We start from the raw sequence: 17,837 nt of genomic DNA on the forward strand, positions 1-17,837 counted from the left end.
GCCGTCGCCGCGGTGATGGTCGCCGCCGCCGTCCCCGTCACGCCGATCGCCTGATCCGCCGCGCTTCCGACAGGAGAGACGACATGATCCGCACCCTATCGCTCGCCGTCGCGGGCTTCGCGACCACCGCGCTGCTGCTGTACGTCGACGCCGTCGCCGCGATCGCCTGATCGCGGCGGCACCCGCCGCCCCGCCGGTTCGTTGCGACCGGCATGACCGACGACCTCGACCGCTTCGTCCGCGCATTGGCGGACGGTTACGACATCGCCATCGCCGAGCTTCGCGCCGGCAGGAAGCGCAGCCACTGGATGTGGTTCGTCTTCCCGCAACTCGCCGGTCTAGGCCGCAGCCCGATCGCGCGCCATTACGCCATCCGCGACCTGCACGAAGCGCGCCGCTATCTGGCGCATCCGCTGCTGGGGCCGCGCTATGCCGAGGCGGTGGCCGCGGTGCCGCCGGACCGCGATCCCGCGACCGTGTTCGGCGCGCTCGACGCGATGAAGCTGCGCTCCTCGCTGACGCTCTTCGCGCAGGCCGGGGCGCCCGCGACGGTCGCCGCGACGCTGGCCGCGCTGTTCGACGGCCCGGACGCCGTGACGGTGCGGCTGCTGGATGCGTGAGAAAGAACCGGTCGCGTCATGCCGGATCGTGGGGATGTAGGACAGCGGGTAATGCCGTCATCCCGGACGTTCGTACCGCAAACCCGCCTTCCATCGTCGCTGCGGCGACGGACTGCCCGCCGGGTCGCCCTATTTCGCCGCGCCCTGCGCCTTCGCCAGTTCGCGCGCGTTGGTGACCGTGGCGATGCCGTCCTCGCCCAGCACGACCAGCCATTCCTCGCCGCCCTCGCACGTCGCCACCCAGGCCGGCCGGCCCTGGACCGGGTCGATCGCCTGCGACCGGGTCACGCCCTGGCACGCCCGTTCCGCATCGGTGATGGCGCGGAACAGCACGCCGTTGCGCTCGCCCTCGTTCAGCGCCGCCATCTTCGCGGTATAACCGTTGTCGGGGACGACGATGTTCGTCGCCGTCTCGTTCCCGTCGGTCCGGCCGCAGGCGGCGAGCGCGAGGGGGACGGCGATCAGGATCGACAGACGGTGCATGGCTTTCTCCCTTCGTGACCGCGCGTCAACGGTCGGCGCGGCGCACGGTTGCGGATTGAACGATGACTTGGGTAGTCGCGCGCTGTACGCTTCGGGAACAATCGGGTCGGGTGTGCGCGTGATGAAGACCAATCGGGTGGCGGCCATGCTGGCGTCGGTGGCGATGCTGGCGTCGTGCGGTGGCGAAGGCGGCGGCGGGGACGGCGGCGCGCCGGTCGCGTCCTCCCCCACGCCCACGCCCGCCGCCACGGGCGGATGCGCGCTGGCGGCGCGGCAGCGCTGGGTCTTCGACCGGATGAGCGAATGGTATCTGTTCCCCGATACGCTGCCCACCGCCTTCGCCCCCCCCGCCGCGGCGCCGGGGCAGAGCGACCTGTCCGTACTGGAAACCTATGTCGACCAGTTGACCGCGACCGCGCGGGCGCAGGGGAAGGACCGGTATTTCACGTACATCGCGTCGGTCGCGGAGGAGAACGCCTATTACGATTCGGGCGCGACCGCGGGGTTCGGCGTCCGGCTGAGCTACGACGTGCCCGCACGCCGCGTGTTCGTGACCGAGGCGTTCGAGGGCGCGCCCGCGCTGACCGCGGGGATCGACCGCGGTGCGGAGCTGATCGCGATCGGCACCAATGCGGGCGACCTGCGCCCCGTCGACGGCCTGCTGGCGAGCGGGGGCCAGGCGGCGGTGTCCGACGCGCTGGGGCCGGCCACCGCGGGAACGACGCGGGTGCTGCGCATCGCGGATGCGGGGGGCACGCGCGACCTGACCGTCGCGAAGGCGGACTATGCGCTCCAGCCCGTCTCCGCCCGCTATGGCTGGCGCATCATCGACGACGGCGGGCGCAAGGTGGGGTACGTCAACCTGCGCACCTTCATCGCCACCGCCGACGGGCAGCTGCGCACCGCCTTCGCCCAGTTGAAGGCGGCCGGGGTGACCGAGGCGATTGTCGATTTCCGCTACAACGGCGGCGGCCTGCTCTCCACCGCGGAGGTCCTGTCCGACCTGCTCGGCGGCAACCGGTCGACCGGCGAATTGCAGGCGGCGACCCGCTATCGCGCCAGCAAGGCGTCGAGCGACCGCCTGCGCTATTTCCGGCGCGAGGCGAATGCGATCCCCTCCCTGAAACTGGCGTTCATCGGGACGGAAGCGACCGCGTCGGCGAGCGAGTACGTCATTAACGCCTTCGTCCCCTACCTCCACGCGAACGCCGCACTGGTCGGAGCCAACACGTTCGGCAAGCCGGTGGGGCAGATCGCGCTCGACAACGATGCGTGCCGCGACGACCGGCTGCGCGTGATCGCCTTCGCGCTGACCAATGCGGCGGGGACGGGGGATTATTACACCGGCCTCGCGCCGAAGATGGAGGCGACGTGCGCGGCGGGGGACGACCTGTCGCAGCCGCTGGGCGACCCGCGCGAGGCGTCGGTGGCGGCGGCGCTGGATTTCCTGGCGGGGCGGGGCTGCACCCCCATCGGGGCGAGCGCGGCGTCGGCGCGCACGGCGTTCGGGCGGGAGCGCGAGCCGTTGTCGGCGCGCACCCCCACCACGGCGCAGCGGGAGACGCCCGGCCTGTTCTGAATCGGTGCCGGGTCGCGCGCCATTGTGTGGCATGGTCGCGCCGGGGCGTTCCGCCCCGCGAAGGACCGGTCATGGCGAAGAGCCAGCAGAAGTCGAACAAGGAAGTGCGCAAGCCCAAGGCCGAAAAGGTGAAGACGATCGCCGCCAACGCCTCCACCAAGGACAAGCCGGTCGCGATGGTGACGATCAAGGGCTGATACCCGGCGCGGTCGGGGGCGCCGGGCGGGGCGGAAGGGCGGTACGGCGGGTTTCAACGGATATATAAGGTAGCGGCGGCACTTTATACGAAATGGCGTTTTCGTTGAAAGTCGCGCGTCTACCTTATACATCCGTTGCATGGACAGGAACGGTTTCGGCGGGCGGGCGACGGGACGACTGGTTCCGACCATCGAGGGGCGACGCGCCTTCGTGCCTGATCCGCTTCCGCCGCGGCAATTGTCGATCGCGGCCTTCCTGCCCGAACTGACGCGCGCCACGCAGGCGGTCGGCGAACTGAAGGGTATCGGGCGGACCGTGCCGAACCCCTTGCTCCTGATCCGGCCGTTGCAGCGACGTGAGGCCGTGTCGTCGTCGAGCATGGAGGGGACGTATACGACGCTGTCGGACCTGTTCCTGCTCGAGGCAGGGGCACAGGAAGCGGCGACGCGGGGCGATACGCGAGAGGTGCTGAACTACGTCCGCGCGCTGGAAGGCGCGATCGAGGGGTTGGGCGACTTGCCGATCTCCACGCGGCTGATCCGGGACGCGCATCGCCGGTTGCTGACGGGCGTGGCGCGCCATCGCGGCGCGACGGTGCAGGCAGGCGAGTTGAAGCGCGACCAGAACTGGATCGGGGGCAGCGGGCGGATCGATACGGCGCGGTTCATTCCCGCTCCCCCCGCCGACACGCCCGATGCAATGGATGCGTTGATGGCCTTCGCCAATCGTCAGGACGGCGCATCGCCGCTGATCGACGCGGCGCTGGCGCATTATCAGTTCGAGGCGATCCACCCGTTCGGCGACGGCAACGGGCGCGTCGGGCGGATGATGATCGCGCTGATGCTGATCGACCGCGGCACGTTGCCGCAGCCATTGCTGTACATGAGCCCGTATCTGGAGCGTCACAAGGATCGCTACATCGACCTGATGTACGCGGTGTCGCGCGACGGCGCGTGGGAGGCGTGGATCGCGTTCTTCCTGGAAGCGGTGGCGGAGTCGGCGGCGGAGACGATCGCGGTGGTGGAGCGGTTGCAGGATTTGCAGCGCGACTATCGCGACCGGTTCCAGACCGCGCGGCGATCCGCGCTGATGCTGCGGATCATCGACCTGGCGTTCGAGCAGCCGGTGCGTTCGATCACGAACATCGCGGAGGCGCTGGGGGTGACCTACGCGGGCGCGGCCAACAATGTCGCGGCGCTGGTGGCACAGGGGGTGGCCGAGGAACTGGGGACCTATCCCAAGCTGATCCGGTTTCCGGGGGTCGTGGAGGCGCTGCGGGTGGGGTGAGCCGCTTGTAGCGGCCCACCCCGTTCAGAAATCGCGGACCGGCCGCAACACACCGTGATTGACAATCGTCGAGCTTCTGAAAGCCGCGCGACCTGATGGCCGACTGGTGTCTATCCTAATTAATCACTGGTGTGGGAATGAAAAGGCTTGCTCAGCTTTTATTCGGAAGATATCCCGATGACCGGGATCGCCTTGGAGGGGCGTTCCCGGTCGGAGGCAGTCACCTACCTCGTGCGTTGCTACGCGAGGCAGACGTATAGTGCTCTCCTTCATTGCGTCAACGTGCGTGACTGCGCGGGGGCCGTTTGAAAGTCAGAATGATGCCGAAGCCAGTTGGTACGACCGCACGAACCGGCGAAGTCTGTCCGGAATCCGGTATATGGCGTCCGCAGGGCGGGACGACCACCGCGCCGATTGCACACGGCAACCGTATGCCGCCGTATAACGGCACCGCGACGACTTGGACGCTGATCCAGTACGCCTAAATCACGTCGTGACTGATGGGCTGGCGAAACATCGCCAGCCCATCATTTTTCACTCCGCCGGCAGGTAAATCTCCCCGCCCTTCGCGCGGAACGTCTCGCTCATCTCCTCCATCCCCTTCAACGCCGCCGCCTTGCTGGCGGCAGCGGTTTCCGCGCCACTCGCACCGGCGGCAATGAACCCATCGACCCCCGAATTCTGCTTCGCCGCGAAATCGCGCACCTCCTGCGTGATCTTCATCGAGCAGAACTTGGGTCCGCACATCGAGCAGAAGTGGGCGGTCTTCGCGCCTTCCGCGGGGAGCGTCTGGTCGTGGTACGATTCCGCGGTGTCGGGGTCCAACGCCAGGTTGAACTGGTCGCGCCAGCGGAATTCGAACCTCGCGCGGCTCAGCGCGTCGTCGCGCATCTTCGCGGCGGGGTGGCCCTTGGCGAGGTCGGCGGCGTGGGCGGCGAGCTTGTAGGTCACGACGCCGACCTTCACGTCGTCGCGGTCGGGGAGGCCGAGGTGCTCCTTGGGGGTGACGTAGCAGAGCATCGCGGTGCCGTACCAGCCGATCATCGCGGCGCCGATGCCGCTGGTGATATGGTCGTAGCCGGGCGCGATGTCGGTGGTCAGCGGCCCCAAAGTATAGAAGGGCGCCTCGCCGCACACCTCCAGCTGCTTTTCCATGTTTTCCTTGATCTTGTGCATCGGCACGTGGCCGGGGCCCTCGATCATGACCTGCACGTCGCTCTTCCACGCGCGGTGGGTCAGTTCGCCCAGCGTGTACAGTTCGGCGAACTGCGCCTCGTCATTGGCGTCCGCGATCGATCCGGGGCGCAGGCCGTCGCCCAGCGAATAGGCGATGTCGTACGCCTTCATGATCTCGGTGATCTCGTCGAAGCGTTCGTACAGGAACGACTCCTTGTGGTGGCTGAGGCACCATTTGGCCATGATGCTGCCGCCGCGGCTGACGATGCCGGTGACGCGCTTGGCGGTCAGGGGGACGTAGGGCAGGCGGACGCCGGCGTGGATCGTGAAATAGTCGACGCCCTGTTCGGCCTGCTCGATCAGCGTGTCGCGGAAGATCTCCCACGTCAGCTCCTCGGCGATGCCGCCGACCTTCTCCAGCGCCTGATAGATCGGCACGGTGCCGATCGGGACGGGGGAGTTGCGGATGATCCATTCGCGGGTGTCGTGGATGTTGCGGCCCGTCGACAGGTCCATGACCGTGTCCGCGCCCCAGCGGATGCTCCAGACCAGCTTGTCGACCTCCGCCGCGACGTTGCTGGCGACCGCGCTGTTGCCGATGTTGGCGTTGATCTTGACCAGGAAGTTGCGGCCGATCGCCATCGGTTCGGATTCGGGGTGGTTGACGTTGTTGGGGATGATGGCGCGGCCGCGGGCGATCTCGTCGCGGACGAATTCTGGGGTGACGTAGTCGGGGATGCTGGCGCCGAAACTCTCGCCGTCGCGGACGTGGCCGCGGATCATCTCCCGCCCCAGATTCTCGCGCGTGGCGACGTACTCCATCTCGGGCGTGATGATGCCGCGGCGGGCGTAGTGCATCTGGCTGACGTTCATGCCCGGCTTCGCGCGCAGGGGGCGGGCGACGCTGAGCGGGAAGCGGGGGACGCCGCCGCTGCGGTCGGGGCCGAGCTGGCCGTTGTCCTCCGGCCGGACATCGCGGGCGGCGTAGCTTTCGACGTCGCCGCGCGCCTCGATCCACTGGCGGCGCAATTGCGGCAGGCCGGCGTTGATGTCGATCGCGGCGTTCGCGTCGGTGTACGGGCCGCTGGGGTCGTAGACGTTGAGCGGGGGCTCGCCGCAGCCGGGGTCGAGATCGATCGCGCGCATCGCGACCTTCAGCGGGCCGACGTGGATCTTGCGGCTGCCGCGGATCGGGCCGGTGGTGACGCCGATCTCGGTACGCTTGCGGGCGATCTGCGGGTCTATGTCGGCCATGTCGTCTCTCCAATACGGGGAGGAGAGACGGTCGGAAGGCCGCTTCCACTCCCTACGCCGGTGTCAACCGGATCAGGTTCGGCGGGTCGGAGGCTCCTGCCTCCCTCTCAAGCGCGGCGCGGCGCTCCCCCGGGGATGACGCCAGCATAGGCACGGGCGGGCGCCGCGCCAACGAAAAAGGGACCGTGCGGGTATGATCCCGCACGGCCCCTTTCCCGCGACCCTCGGGGGAGGGAACTAGCTCGCCGCGCCGCTGGTGCGCAGCGCGGGGAAGGAATTGTTCGTGCCCGCGGGGAAGAAGCCGCCGCCGACGCCCGCGGTGGTGCGCAGGTAGACGATGTTGTGCACCTGTTCCGACGAGCGGCTGTACGCGATGCCGTTGCCGTCCGTGGGGACGAGGTTGGCGTCGCCGCTGCCGTCGGTGTTCGCGGTGATGCCCTGGTCCAGGTCGCGGCTGCCGTCGAGCGAGTCGCGGGCGTTGGAGATGGCGTTCGCGGCGAAACGCGCGGTCATCCCGCGGTTGTACAGGACGGTGCGGACGAGGCCCGCGTGATAGGCCTCCGCCGCCAGGATGCCCGCCGCGGCCTCCAGATACACCTTGCTGGTGATGAGCGGCGAGGCGCCCTTGTACGCGGTGACGCCGACGTCCTCGAACAGGAAGGCGGCGAGGAGGAAATTGTCCTCGTTCGCATAGGGATCGAATGTCTCGTTCGCGCCGACGAGGCCGGCCGCGCGCGCCGCGGCGGTGAAGGCCCCGGTCGCGCCGCCGTCGATGTTGATCGCGGGCTGCGCGATCGCGGACGTGCCCAGCGCGGCGCGCAGGACGTTGACGTGCGCGATCTCGTCGCCCGCGATCTCGCGCGCGTAGGCGGCGATGACGGGATCGGTGAAGCCGACCTTCCGACCGCCGGTGATCGCGCCGGGCGTGCCGATCGTCCCCGTCAGGCTGGCGTCGGGAAGATAGCGGCCGAAGGCCGCGATCGAATAAAATTGCGCCTCCAGATACTCAAGGTTCAGCGCCAGCTGGAGGATGCCGACGTCGGTCGACACGCCGGTCGCGGTCGGCGAGGGCGTGGGCGTCGGCGTCGGCGCGGGATCCTCGTCGTCGTCGTCGCTGCCGAAACAGCCGGAAAGCAAGGTGAGGCCGCCGACCGCGGCGCCGGAGGCGCCCGCCAGCTTCAGGAAGCGCCGGCGCTCCGCACGCCGCAGCGTGGCATGGTCGAGCGCGGCGAAGACGGAATCCTTAATCATCGTATCGTTCCCTGTACGGGAGGAAGGTCATGTGGCGAGGCGTCGTGCGACACCGGGTCGGGGCCCCTGCCCGGATCCCCGGTCGGGATCCCGGTCGGGACGCCGGTCAGGTCCCCGGTCAGGTCGATGCCGCGCTCGTCTTGATCGCGCCGTTCACGCCCGCCGGGAAGAACCCGCCGCCGGTGACCGCGGCCGCGTTCAGGTAGACGATGTTCAGCGTCTGCGCCGCCGTCCGGCTGTACGCGATGCCGTTGACGTTCAGCGGCACGATGTTCGACGCTTCCCCGTCCGGCGTGCCGATCGCGCGGATGCCCTGATCGTCGTCGGGCGCGATGCCGCGGATCAGGTCCTCGGTCGGCCGACCGTCGAGCGCGTCGCGCGCGTTCGAGATCGCCTCCGTCGCGTCGATCAGCGCGGGTGTCACGATGCCCTTCCGGTACAGCGCGGTGCGCACGATCGCGGCGTGATACGCCTCCACCGCCAGGATGCCCGCCGCCGCCTCGACGAAGGTCGTGCTGGACAGGAGGGGGGCCGCGCCCTTGTACGCCGTCACGCCGACGTCTTCGAATATATAGGCGCCGAGCAGGAAGTTCTCGTCCGAGCCGTAGGGATCGAACGTCGCGGGCAGGCCGGATGCGGCCGCGGCCTTGCCGAACGCGCTGTCCGGGCCGACCGACAGGTCGATTCTGGGCTGCGCCACGCGCGCGCCGCCCAGCGCGGTGCGCAGGAAGCGGACGTGCGCCAGTTCGTCGGCCGCGATCTCCTTCGCATATTGCGCGACCGCGGCGTCGGTGAAGGACACCTTCCGCCCGCCGGTCGCGGCACCCGCGGCGCCCGCGGTAGTGATCCCGTCGATGTCGGCGGCGCCCAGGCCGGACCCGTTGGCGGCGAACAGGTAGAAGTTCGCTTCCAGATATTCGAGGTTCAGCGCGAAGTTCAGGATGTCCGCGTCGGTGACCGCGGTCTGCGCCTGTGCGGCGGAGGCATAGGCGAAGGCGGTCGCGCCGGCGGCGGCGCCCACGGCGTTGACGAAGAACGCGCGGCGCGATTCGCGACGACGCGCCCGCGCATCGAAGGTTTCGATGAGATCCTGGCTGTCAGCCATGGGCAGGCCCTTTCCCTAATCCGGCATCCTCGTGCGGCCCGCGGGGGCGGGACCGATCGCCGGTTGATGACAAATACGGCGATGCGGGCAAAAGGATGCGTGGCGGCCGCGCCGTGGTTAACAAATACCCGCGCGTCAGAAGGTGTAGGCGACGCCCACCGCGCCCAGCCACTGGCTGCGCGACCCGGCGACCGACACCACGGGGCTGTCGGCGAAGTCGTTCAGCATCCGCTTGTACGTCACGCCGCCGACCAGCTTGAACCCGTGCAGCAGGTCGCCGGTGATGGAATAGGTGCCCGCCGCGCCGACGGTCCAGTTCTTCCACCCGCCGCGCGTGGCGAAGGCGGGCAGGCCGCTGGCCACCACGTCGCCGGGCGCGACGTCGAAATACGCCCGCCCGAACCCGCGGCCGGCGCGTTCCGCGGAGCCGAACAGGCCCACCGCCGCCTTCAGGCTGAGCGGGGTGAAATAGTTGATCGAGGGCGTCCACACGCCGCTGCGGTGCACGCCCGACACGTCGTGGCGGTAGCTGACCGACACCGACAATTTGTCGTACGGGCTGGTCACCACGCCCGTCTTCCCGACGCCGACATAGCCGCCCAGTTCGATCGCGATGTCGCGTTCGGGCAGCGCGCGTACGCGCGGATCGTCGATCGCGCGGCGATTGTTGCGGTTGAAGTTGACCAGGCCGACCGGGCCCGCCTGCACGTCCCAGGTCGGGCCGGGGCGATTGGGGATGAGGTCGATCGAGGCGCGGTTGCCCAGCACCTGGAACGACAGGTTGTTGAACGAGCCGATCGCGGCGGGCCCGGGGACGAGGCGGTAGTCGTCCGACCCTTCGTAATCGGGCAGGTACGCCAGCGCGACGCCGACGGTCAGCGTGTCGCCGACCAGCATGGGATCGGGCGCGGGGTTGGGTTCGGCGGGGATCGGGTTGGCCTGCGCCAGTGCGCCGGTCGGCACGGCGGCGGTCAGCAGAAGCGCGGCGAGGCGGATGGCGTGCACGGAAAGTCCCCTGGTCATTATGGGGGCGAAACCATCAGCCTGCGATTAGGGTCCGCGCCCCATCGTCAGAGGATGTAACGCATCCTGACCTGTTGCGTCTGTGCACCACCGTCGAGCCGGAAGCGCGCGGCGGCGAAGCGCGGCGCGCCGAAGCGGACGGGGGGATTGCGCGAGAAGCCGAACCCTTCCTTGGGGATGCCCGCGAACGTATCCAGCTTCGCGTTGGCGTTCTCGTCGTGGATCACCGCCACGGCATAGCCGCCGGGCGACAGCGAGGCGAGGCGAACGCTGCGCGTGCCCGCGGGCAGCGAGCGGGTCAGCGCGTTGCGGTCGTCGGTGCAATTGGGGAAATTATCGGGATCCGCGGTCAGGCAGAGGCGGACCAGCCCCTTGGCCGAACGCAGGTTCGACAGCTCGATATCGAGGTCGCTACTCGGGCTGGCCCCCAGCAGCGTCCATGCCACGGCCGCCAGCGCGGCGGCGCGCACCGGCATGCGCCCGCGCGAAGTCGCCGATGCCGTCGTCGGTGCCGCACATACGGTCCCAGAAGCGGAAATAGAGGCCATAATTGCATCCGTACCGTTCGTGGTGACGTTGATGATGGCTCGCGGTGATGAGCCAGCGCCCCACTATCCCCCCCCACATGAACCGCGGAAAAACCTCCCAGCCCATGTGGTTCGTCACCCCCATAACCGTCATGACCGTCAGGACCACCCCGAGCGCGGCGACGTGGATCGGAATCAGGAAGACCAGTAGCGGAATGGCAACAGCGCCGGTCAGCGCCTCGACCGGATGGAACGCCATCGCGGCCCAGGCGGTCGGCGGGCGGCTGGCGTGGTGGACGGCGTGCGCGAGGCGGAACGGCTTCGGCCGGTGCATCCAGCGGTGGGTCCAGTAGAACCAGGTGTCGTGCGCGACCAGGTACAGCAGCACCGACACGGGCAGGTACCACAACGGCATGGCGTGGACGTCGGCGTACACGCGGGTCCAGCCGTGTTCCTTCCACCCCCAGGCCACGACGCCCGCGGGGATGCCGTAGATCGCGGCGGAGGCGAGGCTCCACGCGATCTCGCGCCGGATCTGCGGATCGAGGCCCGCGTACAGCCCGGGATGCCGCGCGCGCGTGGCGAGCGCGAATCCGCCGCTGGCGATCAGGTAGCGCACGCCGACGATCGCGGTCATCGCGAGCGCGGACAGGAGGATGGCGAGCGCGGCGGACATGGGGGGCGTGTAGCGCAACGGCGCGGGCGCGTCATGGGGGACGAAAGGGGGGGGAGTCACGCCGGATCGGGTCCGGGGGCCGTCGTGCCGCGAGCGCAACGTCCGGGGAGCGCGCGGCGCGATGGATGCCGGATCGGGTCCGGCATGACGGGGAGGGGAGGCGGTCCGGGTCTCCGGTCCGGGGTTGGGGACGCCATGCGTGGTGCGCGGGTGGATGCGCCCTCCCCCGACCCCTCCCGCAGGCGGGAGGGGAGAAGAAGGCGTGAGGGACGGGGGACCATTGCGCCGCCATGCCGGACGGGTTCCGGCATCCACCGTGGCGCGAGTGCGGCCGCTGTTGGGTATGCGGCGCGGTGGACCCCGGCACGGGGCCGGGGTGACGGGGCGGGTATGCGGCCCGGCCCTCCCGGGCGGGCGTGGGGGGGGCGTGGGGAGGCGGGGGCGGGCTTTGGGGTGGTTGCGACCGGCGAAACCGGCTACCCGCGCAGGCCGTATGGACCTCTACTTGCCGATCGCGAACCTGTCGGTGAACGCGCTGGTGATGATCGCGCTGGGCGCGGGCGTGGGCCTGTTGTCGGGCATGTTCGGGGTCGGCGGCGGATTCCTGACCACGCCGTTGCTGATCGTCTACGGCATTCCCCCCACCGTCGCCGCCGCCAGCGCCGCGACGCAGGTGACGGGGGCCAGCGTGTCGGGCGTGTTCGCGCACCTGCGCCGCGGGGGCGTCGACATGCGGATGGGGGGCGTGCTGGTCGCAGGCGGCGTGCTGGGGTCGCTGTTCGGCGCGTGGCTGTTCCGGCTGCTCCAGGATTCGGGGCAGATCGATACCGCGATCGCGGTCACCTACGTCCTGCTGCTCGGTTCCATCGGGCTGTCGATGCTGCGCGAGGCGGTGACCGCGATCCTGGTCGCGCGCGGGCGGCGCGCGGTGAAACCGCGGCGGCGGCGGCACCATCCGCTGGTCGCCGCGCTGCCGTTCCGGATGCGCTTCTACGGATCGGGGCTGTACATCTCCCCGCTGGCGCCGCTGCTGCTGGGCTTCGCGACGGGCATCCTGACTATCCTGCTGGGCGTGGGCGGCGGATTCGTGCTGGTGCCCGCGATGATCTACCTGCTGGGCATGGCGACGACGGTGGTGGTGGGCACCAGCCTGTTCCAGATCCTGTTCGTCACCGCCGCGGCGACGATGGTCCACGCGACGACGACGAAGGCGGTCGACATCGTGCTGGCCGCGCTGCTGCTGGTCGGATCGGTCGTCGGCGCGCAGGTCGGTGCGCGGCTGGCCAGCCGGGCGAAGCCGGAATACCTCCGCCTCGCGCTGGCGCTCATGGTGCTGGCGGTGGCGTTCCGGATCGGGCTGGGGCTGGGGTGGCGGCCGGGCGAGCTGTATACCGTGGAGCTGACGTGAGGCGGCTGTTGCTGGCCCTTGCGCCCGTGCTGATGGGACAGGCGAAGCCGGTGCTGGTCCCCGACGTGTCGCAGCGCGAGGTGGAGATCGCGTACAGCTTCACCGGGGCGGAGCTGCTGCTGTTCGGCGCGATCCTCTACCCCGGCGGGCGCGTGCCGCCCGCGCGCGGCGACACCGACGTGGTGGTGGTAGTGAAGGGGCCGACCGAATCGATCACGATCCGCGAGAAGGAGAAGGTCGCCGGGATCTGGATCAACGCGCAGGCGCTGCGCTATCGCTCGGCGCCCAGCTTCTACGCCGTCGCGTCGAGCCGCCCGGTGCGCGACATCGTCGATGCGCGGACGCGCGCGATCTACGAGATCGGGCTCGACAGCCTGCAATTGTCCCCCGCCTCCAACGCGCCGTCGGACGTGCAGGACCGGTTCGCGCGCGGACTGGTCGAGCAGCGGCGGCGCGCGGGCCTGTTCTACGAGGCGCCGGGGACGGTCGAGATCACCGGCGGCGTGCTGTACCGCGCGCGCGTGAAGGTGCCCGCGCAGGTGACGGTGGGGCGGTTCACCGCGGAGACGTTCCTGATCCGCGACGGCCGCGTGCTGGCGGCGGCGGTGCGCGACATCGACGTGCGCAAGGCGGGGTTCGAACGGTTCGTGGCGGAGGCGGCGCAGCGGCACGCGATCCTGTACGGGCTGGCGGCGGTGGCGCTGTCGGTCGGGCTGGGCTGGGCCGCGGGCAGGATCGCGCAGCGGCGGGGGTAGGGGACGGGTCGGCATTCCGTCCCGACGGGCCTGCAAAGCGCGATTCTCCTGCGCTCCGATGCTCACGTACTGAAGTACGCCGCGCTTCGGTGCTCGAAGAACCGCACTTTTCGGCACCGCCGGAACGGAATGCCGACCCGTCCCGGCGCGGTCCAGCGCGCGTCAGATCCCGGCGTACCAGTCGTAGTCGACATTATCCTCCCAGAAGCCGCCGCGGCCCTTGCCGATGCCCGCGAGGCTGTCGACCACGGTCACCTGCATCAGGTATTTCGCATGTTTGTAGCCCAGGTGCCGTTCGACCCGCAGGCGGCAGGGGGCGCCGTGCCCGACGTCGAGGAAACGGTCGTTCATCGACCACGCCAGGATCGTCTGCGGATGGAGCGCGTCGACCATGTCGACCGATTCGTAATAGGGCGCGCCGCCGTACAGGTCGGCGCAGCGGAACACGACGTAGCGCGCGGTGTCGCGCACGCCGGCGGCGCGCAGGACGTCGGACAGGCGCGGCCCCTGCCACTTGCCGATCGCGCTCCACCCCTCCACGCAATCGTGGCGCGTGATCTGCGCGCGTTGCGGGAAGCGGCCGAGGTCGGGGAGCGACAGCGACAGCGGGCGCGCGACCAGGCCGTCGACGGTCAGCCGCCAGTCCGCGAACTTCCCCGCGCGCAGGGCGGCATAGGCGGGGGTACCGGGATCGCGCGTGCCGTTGGTGCGGAACACGGGCGACATCTGGTCGCGGCGGAATTCGGGCACCAGGGCGGTGCGATCCGTCAGCGCGCGTTGCAGCGCGCGGTGCATGTCCTCGCCGCGGAACACGATGTCGCGCACCGCGGGCGTCGCGATCAGGCGGTCGCAGCCGGAAAGCGCGAGGCCCGCGCTCCCCGCGATCAATCCGCGCCGACCGATCATTCCGGCACCTTCCACTTTCCGGTAAGCATCGAGCGCACCTCGTTCCACGCGCCCGCCAGGATGACGAGCGCGAGGTGGACGACCGTGAACCCGGCGATCGCGATCATGCACAGGAAATGGATCGACCGCGCCGACTGCCGCCCGCCGAACAGGTCCAGCAGCCACGGCCAGGCGGCGACCATCGCGGGCGACAGCGCCAGCCCCGTCAGGATGACGAGCGGGAGCGCGACGAACACGATGCCCGCGTAGCTGAGCTTCTGGAAGATGTTGTACGCGCGGGGGCTTTCCGGATCGTGGAAGCGCAGGGCCAGATGCGCCTTCGCATCGGCGGCGAGATGCGCCGGGGCGAGTTCCGATGCACGGATGCGCAGGTCGCGCCGGAAATGGCGGTTGAGCAGGCCGACCAGCATGTAGGCGAGCAGGCCGAACGCGAGCACCAGCGCGAAGAACAGGTGCCAGCGGCGCGAGAGCGCGAGGTTGTAGTTCGCCGGGATCGTCACCCAGGCGGGAAAGCGCGGCAATTGCCACCACGCCGGGTCGAAGTTCGCGCCGTACGATCCCCAGTACAGGCGCGGATGCGCGTTCGAGATGCCTAGGCCGGAGCCGATCAGGACGAACACCGCGACCGCGTTGACCCAGTGCCAGATCCGCGTCGGCAGCGCGTGGCGGTGGATGAAGCGGGGCATTCGTGGGGCTTACGCGTGTCGGGGCGCGGTCGCCAGATGGTTCGCGCGAAGACGCCGAGACAGGTTGGTTCGCGCGAAGACGCGATGACGCGAAGGTGTCGGGGTCGTTGTGGCGTCTCGCGGCAGCGAAACCGGCGCGCGCGGCTTGCCGATCATAGCCGCCGGCGGCGGCTCGGGACTACCCCTTTGCGTCTTCGCGTCTTCGCGTGAACCGCCCCTTCCTCACCCGCCCCTTCCTCACCCGTAGGCGCGCCAGAAGAACACGATCGTCGTCGCGCCCGTCACCAGCAGCGTCCACGCGCGCACCGCGCCGCCCGGCAGGCGCTTGCCGACGATCGCGCCGATCCATCCGCCCGCCATGCCGCCCAGCAGCATCGGCACGCAATATCGCCAGTCGACCAGCCCCGCCCACACGAACACGATCGCCGCGGCGGCGTTCGCGATCGCCAGCATCAGCGTGCGCGGCGCGAACATCGCGCGCGGCGACACGCCCGCCAGCAGGCCGTAGGTCGCGGTCGTCATCAACCCCACGCCGCCGCCGAAATAGCCGCCGTACACGCCCAGCAATACCTGGCACACCACCAGCGTCCGCGCGCCGATCGTCACGCGGCGCGACAGCCAGGCGGAGGCGTATTTGCCGAACGCCAGCACGACGAAGGCGTACAGGACCAGCCACGGGATGATGACGTCGAACGTGCTGCTGGGCGTGACCACCAGCAACGCGCTGCCCGCCAGCCCGCCCGCGAAGGTGATCCCCGCCAGCAGCCGGACGTCGACGCCGCCGACCGGCCCCAGTTCGTCGCGGAACGCCCAGGCGCTGGTCGCCGCACCGGGCAGCAGCGCGACGTTGCTGGTGGCGTTGGCGACGTTCGCGGGCAGCCCGGCGGCGAGCAGGGCGGGAAGCGTCGCGAACGTGCCGCCCCCCGCCAGCGCGTTCATCGCCCCACCGACGAGGCCGGCGAGCGCGACGATGAGGAAGGGGGCGAGCGCGGCGAGATCGGACACCGCCGCTCCATCGCCGCGGACGGGCGACTTGTCGACCCGTGGCGGCGGGCGTACCCGTCCACGCCAGCAATCGGGAAAGGCGGGAGATGCGCGTGGACGATCCCGGGCGTGCGGTCCGGCTGGCGCCGTACGACCCGCGCTGGGCCGGCGTGGCCGCGCGGGAGGGCGAGCGGCTGCGCGCATTGCTGGGACCGGTGGCGGTCGCGATCGAGCATATCGGATCGACCGCGATCCCGGGGATCGTGGCCAAGCCGGTGATCGACCTGCTCGGCATGGCGGACTCGCTTCGCGCCATCGATGCGCGGCGGGCGACGATCGAGGCGGCGGGATACGATTGGCGCGGCGAATACGGGATCACGGGCCGACGATATTGCACGCTGTCCGATCCGCGCACGGGCAGGCGGACGATCCACCTGCACTGGTTCGCGCGAGGCGCCGACGCGGCGGCGCGGCATATCGCGTTTCGCGACCACCTGCGCGCGCACCCCGCGCTGGCGGCGGAATATGCGGGCGTGAAGCAGGCGTGCGCGGCGCGCCATCCGATGGACGCAGGCGCCTATACCGAGTGCAAGGCGCCCTGGATCGCGCGGATCCTGGCGGCGGCGGGGGGCGGGGATTAGCCCAGCGCGGCCAGCTTCTCCTCCGCCTGCCGGTCCAGTTCGGCGCGGCTTTTCCTTTCCGATGCGGTCTTCAGCTGGCCGCAGGCGGCGTCGATGTCGCGGCCGCGCGGGGTGCGGACGGGGGCGGAGATGCCGGCCTCGAACACGATGTCGCTGAAGCGGCGCACGCGTTCGGGCGTCGAACATTCGTAGGGCGCGCCGGGCCAGGGGTTGAAGGGGATCAGGTTCACCTTCGCGGGCAGGCGGTAATGCTTCAGCAGGCGGACCAGTTCGTGCGCGTCGGCGTCGCTGTCGTTCTTGTCCTTCAGCATGACGTATTCGAACGTGATGCGGCGGGCGTTGTTGGCGCCGGGATAATCGGCGCACGCCTGGAGCAGCTCCTCGATCCCGTATTTGCGGTTGATCGGCACGATCTCGTCGCGCACCTCCTTCGTCACCGCGTGGAGCGAGACGGCGAGGTTCACGCCGATCTCCGCCCCCGCGCGTGCCATCATCGGCACGACGCCACTGGTCGACAGCGTGATGCGGCGCTTGCTGAGCGCGAGGCCATCGCCGTCCATGACGACCTTCAGCGCGTCGCGCACCGCGTCGAAATTGTACAGCGGCTCGCCCATGCCCATCATGACGATGTTGGTCAGCATCCGCCCCTCGGGCTGGCTCGGCCATTCGCCCAGCGCGTCGCGCGCCAGCATGACCTGCCCGACGATTTCGCCTGCGGTCAGGTTGCGCACGAGGCGCATCGTGCCGGTGTGGCAGAAGCGGCAGTTGAGCGTGCAGCCGACCTGGCTCGACACGCACAACGTGCCGCGGTCGGCGTCGGGGATGAACACCATTTCGTAGTCGTGCCCGTCGCCCGAGCGCAGCAGCCACTTGCGCGTACCGTCGGTCGACACCTGCGCCTCCACCACGCCGGGGCGGCCGACCGCGAAGCGTTCCGCCAGCCACGGATGCTGGACCTTCGCGATGTCGGTCATCTGCGCGAAATCGGTCGCGCCGCGATTGTAGATCCAGTGGAAGATCTGCTTCGCGCGCAGCTTCGCCTGCTTGGGCTCCAGCCCCGCGGCGGCGAGCGCCTCGCGCACCTCGTCGCGCGACAGGCCGACGAGGTCGACGCGGCCATCCTCCCGCGGGGCGCTGGCGCGCGGGACGGGCACGGGATCGATGTGCCCGGGGATGGGCATGGGGGCGGCCGAGGCTGTTAGCATGAGGGCGACATAGTCGATCCGGCGCCGATTTTCCATCCCGCTTGCCAGCACGATCGTTCGTGATATGTTCCAG

The 17,837-nt window shown here is 69.9% G+C and carries 18 protein-coding genes and 1 riboswitch; of the genes, 7 read left to right on the top strand and 11 right to left on the bottom strand.

The window, feature by feature from the left end; translation table 11 throughout:
- Positions 1 to 212 precede the first annotated feature (212 nt).
- Positions 213 to 620 carry a DUF1810 domain-containing protein gene (locus ASG29_RS02840; RefSeq protein WP_055979795.1) on the top strand — a complete coding sequence of 136 codons (408 nt, stop codon included), beginning with the start codon at positions 213 to 215 and terminating at the stop codon, positions 618 to 620.
- Between the two features lie 129 nt (positions 621 to 749).
- Here the strand turns inward: ASG29_RS02840 and ASG29_RS02845 are convergent, their stop codons facing one another.
- Positions 750 to 1,103 carry a hypothetical protein gene (locus ASG29_RS02845; protein WP_055979797.1) on the bottom strand — a complete coding sequence of 118 codons (354 nt, stop codon included), beginning with the start codon at positions 1,101 to 1,103 and terminating at the stop codon, positions 750 to 752.
- 121 nt (positions 1,104 to 1,224) lie between these two features.
- Here ASG29_RS02845 and ASG29_RS02850 point away from each other — a divergent pair, with 121 nt between their 5' ends.
- The 3 genes from ASG29_RS02850 to ASG29_RS02855 all read left to right on the top strand — a co-directional run bounded on the left by ASG29_RS02850 (position 1,225) and on the right by ASG29_RS02855 (position 4,167).
- Positions 1,225 to 2,682, top strand: a complete 1,458-nt coding sequence (locus ASG29_RS02850; RefSeq protein WP_235532736.1) for a S41 family peptidase — start codon at positions 1,225 to 1,227, stop codon at positions 2,680 to 2,682.
- A gap of 71 nt (positions 2,683 to 2,753) precedes the next feature.
- Positions 2,754 to 2,879 carry a hypothetical protein gene (locus ASG29_RS17710; protein ID WP_268796202.1) on the top strand — a complete coding sequence of 42 codons (126 nt, stop codon included), beginning with the start codon at positions 2,754 to 2,756 and terminating at the stop codon, positions 2,877 to 2,879.
- Between the two features lie 139 nt (positions 2,880 to 3,018).
- Positions 3,019 to 4,167: a Fic family protein gene (locus ASG29_RS02855; RefSeq protein ID WP_055979800.1), complete on the top strand. Its 1,149-nt coding sequence runs from the start codon at positions 3,019 to 3,021 to the stop codon at positions 4,165 to 4,167.
- Between the two features lie 534 nt (positions 4,168 to 4,701).
- On the opposite strand, the gene thiC is transcribed toward ASG29_RS02855, so the two are convergent.
- The 6 genes from thiC to ASG29_RS02885 all read right to left on the bottom strand — a co-directional run bounded on the left by thiC (position 4,702) and on the right by ASG29_RS02885 (position 11,179).
- Positions 4,702 to 6,597 carry a phosphomethylpyrimidine synthase ThiC gene (gene thiC / locus ASG29_RS02860; protein ID WP_055979804.1) on the bottom strand — a complete coding sequence of 632 codons (1,896 nt, stop codon included), beginning with the start codon at positions 6,595 to 6,597 and terminating at the stop codon, positions 4,702 to 4,704.
- 32 nt (positions 6,598 to 6,629) lie between these two features.
- A riboswitch (TPP riboswitch) is annotated at positions 6,630 to 6,738 on the bottom strand.
- 96 nt (positions 6,739 to 6,834) lie between these two features.
- Entirely contained in the window at positions 6,835 to 7,848 is a 1,014-nt protein-coding gene (locus ASG29_RS02865) for a ferritin-like domain-containing protein (protein ID WP_055979805.1), read from the bottom strand.
- Between the two features lie 118 nt (positions 7,849 to 7,966).
- Entirely contained in the window at positions 7,967 to 8,953 is a 987-nt protein-coding gene (locus ASG29_RS02870; RefSeq protein ID WP_055979808.1) for a ferritin-like domain-containing protein, read from the bottom strand.
- A 135-nt stretch (positions 8,954 to 9,088) separates the two neighbouring features.
- Positions 9,089 to 9,976 (bottom strand): MipA/OmpV family protein, encoded by an 888-nt coding sequence (locus tag ASG29_RS02875; protein WP_055979811.1) that lies wholly within the window; start codon positions 9,974 to 9,976, stop codon positions 9,089 to 9,091.
- A gap of 47 nt (positions 9,977 to 10,023) precedes the next feature.
- Positions 10,024 to 10,452: a DUF2141 domain-containing protein gene (locus tag ASG29_RS02880; protein WP_055979814.1), complete on the bottom strand. Its 429-nt coding sequence runs from the start codon at positions 10,450 to 10,452 to the stop codon at positions 10,024 to 10,026.
- Positions 10,388 to 11,179, bottom strand: a complete 792-nt coding sequence (locus ASG29_RS02885) for a sterol desaturase family protein (protein WP_055979817.1) — start codon at positions 11,177 to 11,179, stop codon at positions 10,388 to 10,390. The genes ASG29_RS02880 and ASG29_RS02885 overlap by 65 nt, the downstream gene beginning before the upstream one ends.
- A gap of 493 nt (positions 11,180 to 11,672) precedes the next feature.
- Here ASG29_RS02885 and ASG29_RS02890 point away from each other — a divergent pair, with 493 nt between their 5' ends.
- Positions 11,673 to 12,587, top strand: coding sequence for a sulfite exporter TauE/SafE family protein (locus tag ASG29_RS02890; RefSeq protein WP_055979821.1), 915 nt, complete (start codon positions 11,673 to 11,675; stop codon positions 12,585 to 12,587).
- 32 nt (positions 12,588 to 12,619) lie between these two features.
- Entirely contained in the window at positions 12,620 to 13,342 is a 723-nt protein-coding gene (locus ASG29_RS02895; RefSeq protein WP_082515634.1) for a TIGR02186 family protein, read from the top strand.
- 162 nt (positions 13,343 to 13,504) lie between these two features.
- Here the strand turns inward: ASG29_RS02895 and ASG29_RS02900 are convergent, their stop codons facing one another.
- The 3 genes from ASG29_RS02900 to ASG29_RS02910 form a co-directional block, all read right to left on the bottom strand.
- The gene (locus ASG29_RS02900; RefSeq protein WP_055979826.1) at positions 13,505 to 14,248 is read right to left on the bottom strand and encodes a molybdopterin-dependent oxidoreductase; all 744 of its coding nucleotides are present in this window, start codon (positions 14,246 to 14,248) and stop codon (positions 13,505 to 13,507) included.
- The gene (locus ASG29_RS02905) at positions 14,245 to 14,934 is read right to left on the bottom strand and encodes a cytochrome b/b6 domain-containing protein (RefSeq protein ID WP_055979828.1); all 690 of its coding nucleotides are present in this window, start codon (positions 14,932 to 14,934) and stop codon (positions 14,245 to 14,247) included. The genes ASG29_RS02900 and ASG29_RS02905 overlap by 4 nt, the downstream gene beginning before the upstream one ends.
- 237 nt (positions 14,935 to 15,171) lie before the next feature.
- A complete protein-coding gene (locus ASG29_RS02910; protein ID WP_055979831.1) occupies positions 15,172 to 15,939 on the bottom strand; it encodes a sulfite exporter TauE/SafE family protein in 768 nt (255 codons plus the stop codon).
- A gap of 92 nt (positions 15,940 to 16,031) precedes the next feature.
- Between ASG29_RS02910 and ASG29_RS02915 the strand changes: the two genes are divergently transcribed.
- Positions 16,032 to 16,559 carry a GrpB family protein gene (locus tag ASG29_RS02915; RefSeq protein WP_235532737.1) on the top strand — a complete coding sequence of 176 codons (528 nt, stop codon included), beginning with the start codon at positions 16,032 to 16,034 and terminating at the stop codon, positions 16,557 to 16,559.
- Here the strand turns inward: ASG29_RS02915 and rlmN are convergent.
- Positions 16,556 to 17,764 carry a 23S rRNA (adenine(2503)-C(2))-methyltransferase RlmN gene (gene rlmN, locus ASG29_RS02920; protein WP_055980773.1) on the bottom strand — a complete coding sequence of 403 codons (1,209 nt, stop codon included), beginning with the start codon at positions 17,762 to 17,764 and terminating at the stop codon, positions 16,556 to 16,558. The genes ASG29_RS02915 and rlmN overlap by 4 nt on opposite strands.
- Positions 17,765 to 17,837: the final 73 nt, after the last annotated feature.

This window comes from Sphingomonas sp. Leaf412, assembly GCF_001425405.1.
In the GTDB taxonomy this organism is placed as follows: Bacteria; Pseudomonadota; Alphaproteobacteria; order Sphingomonadales; family Sphingomonadaceae; genus Sphingomonas.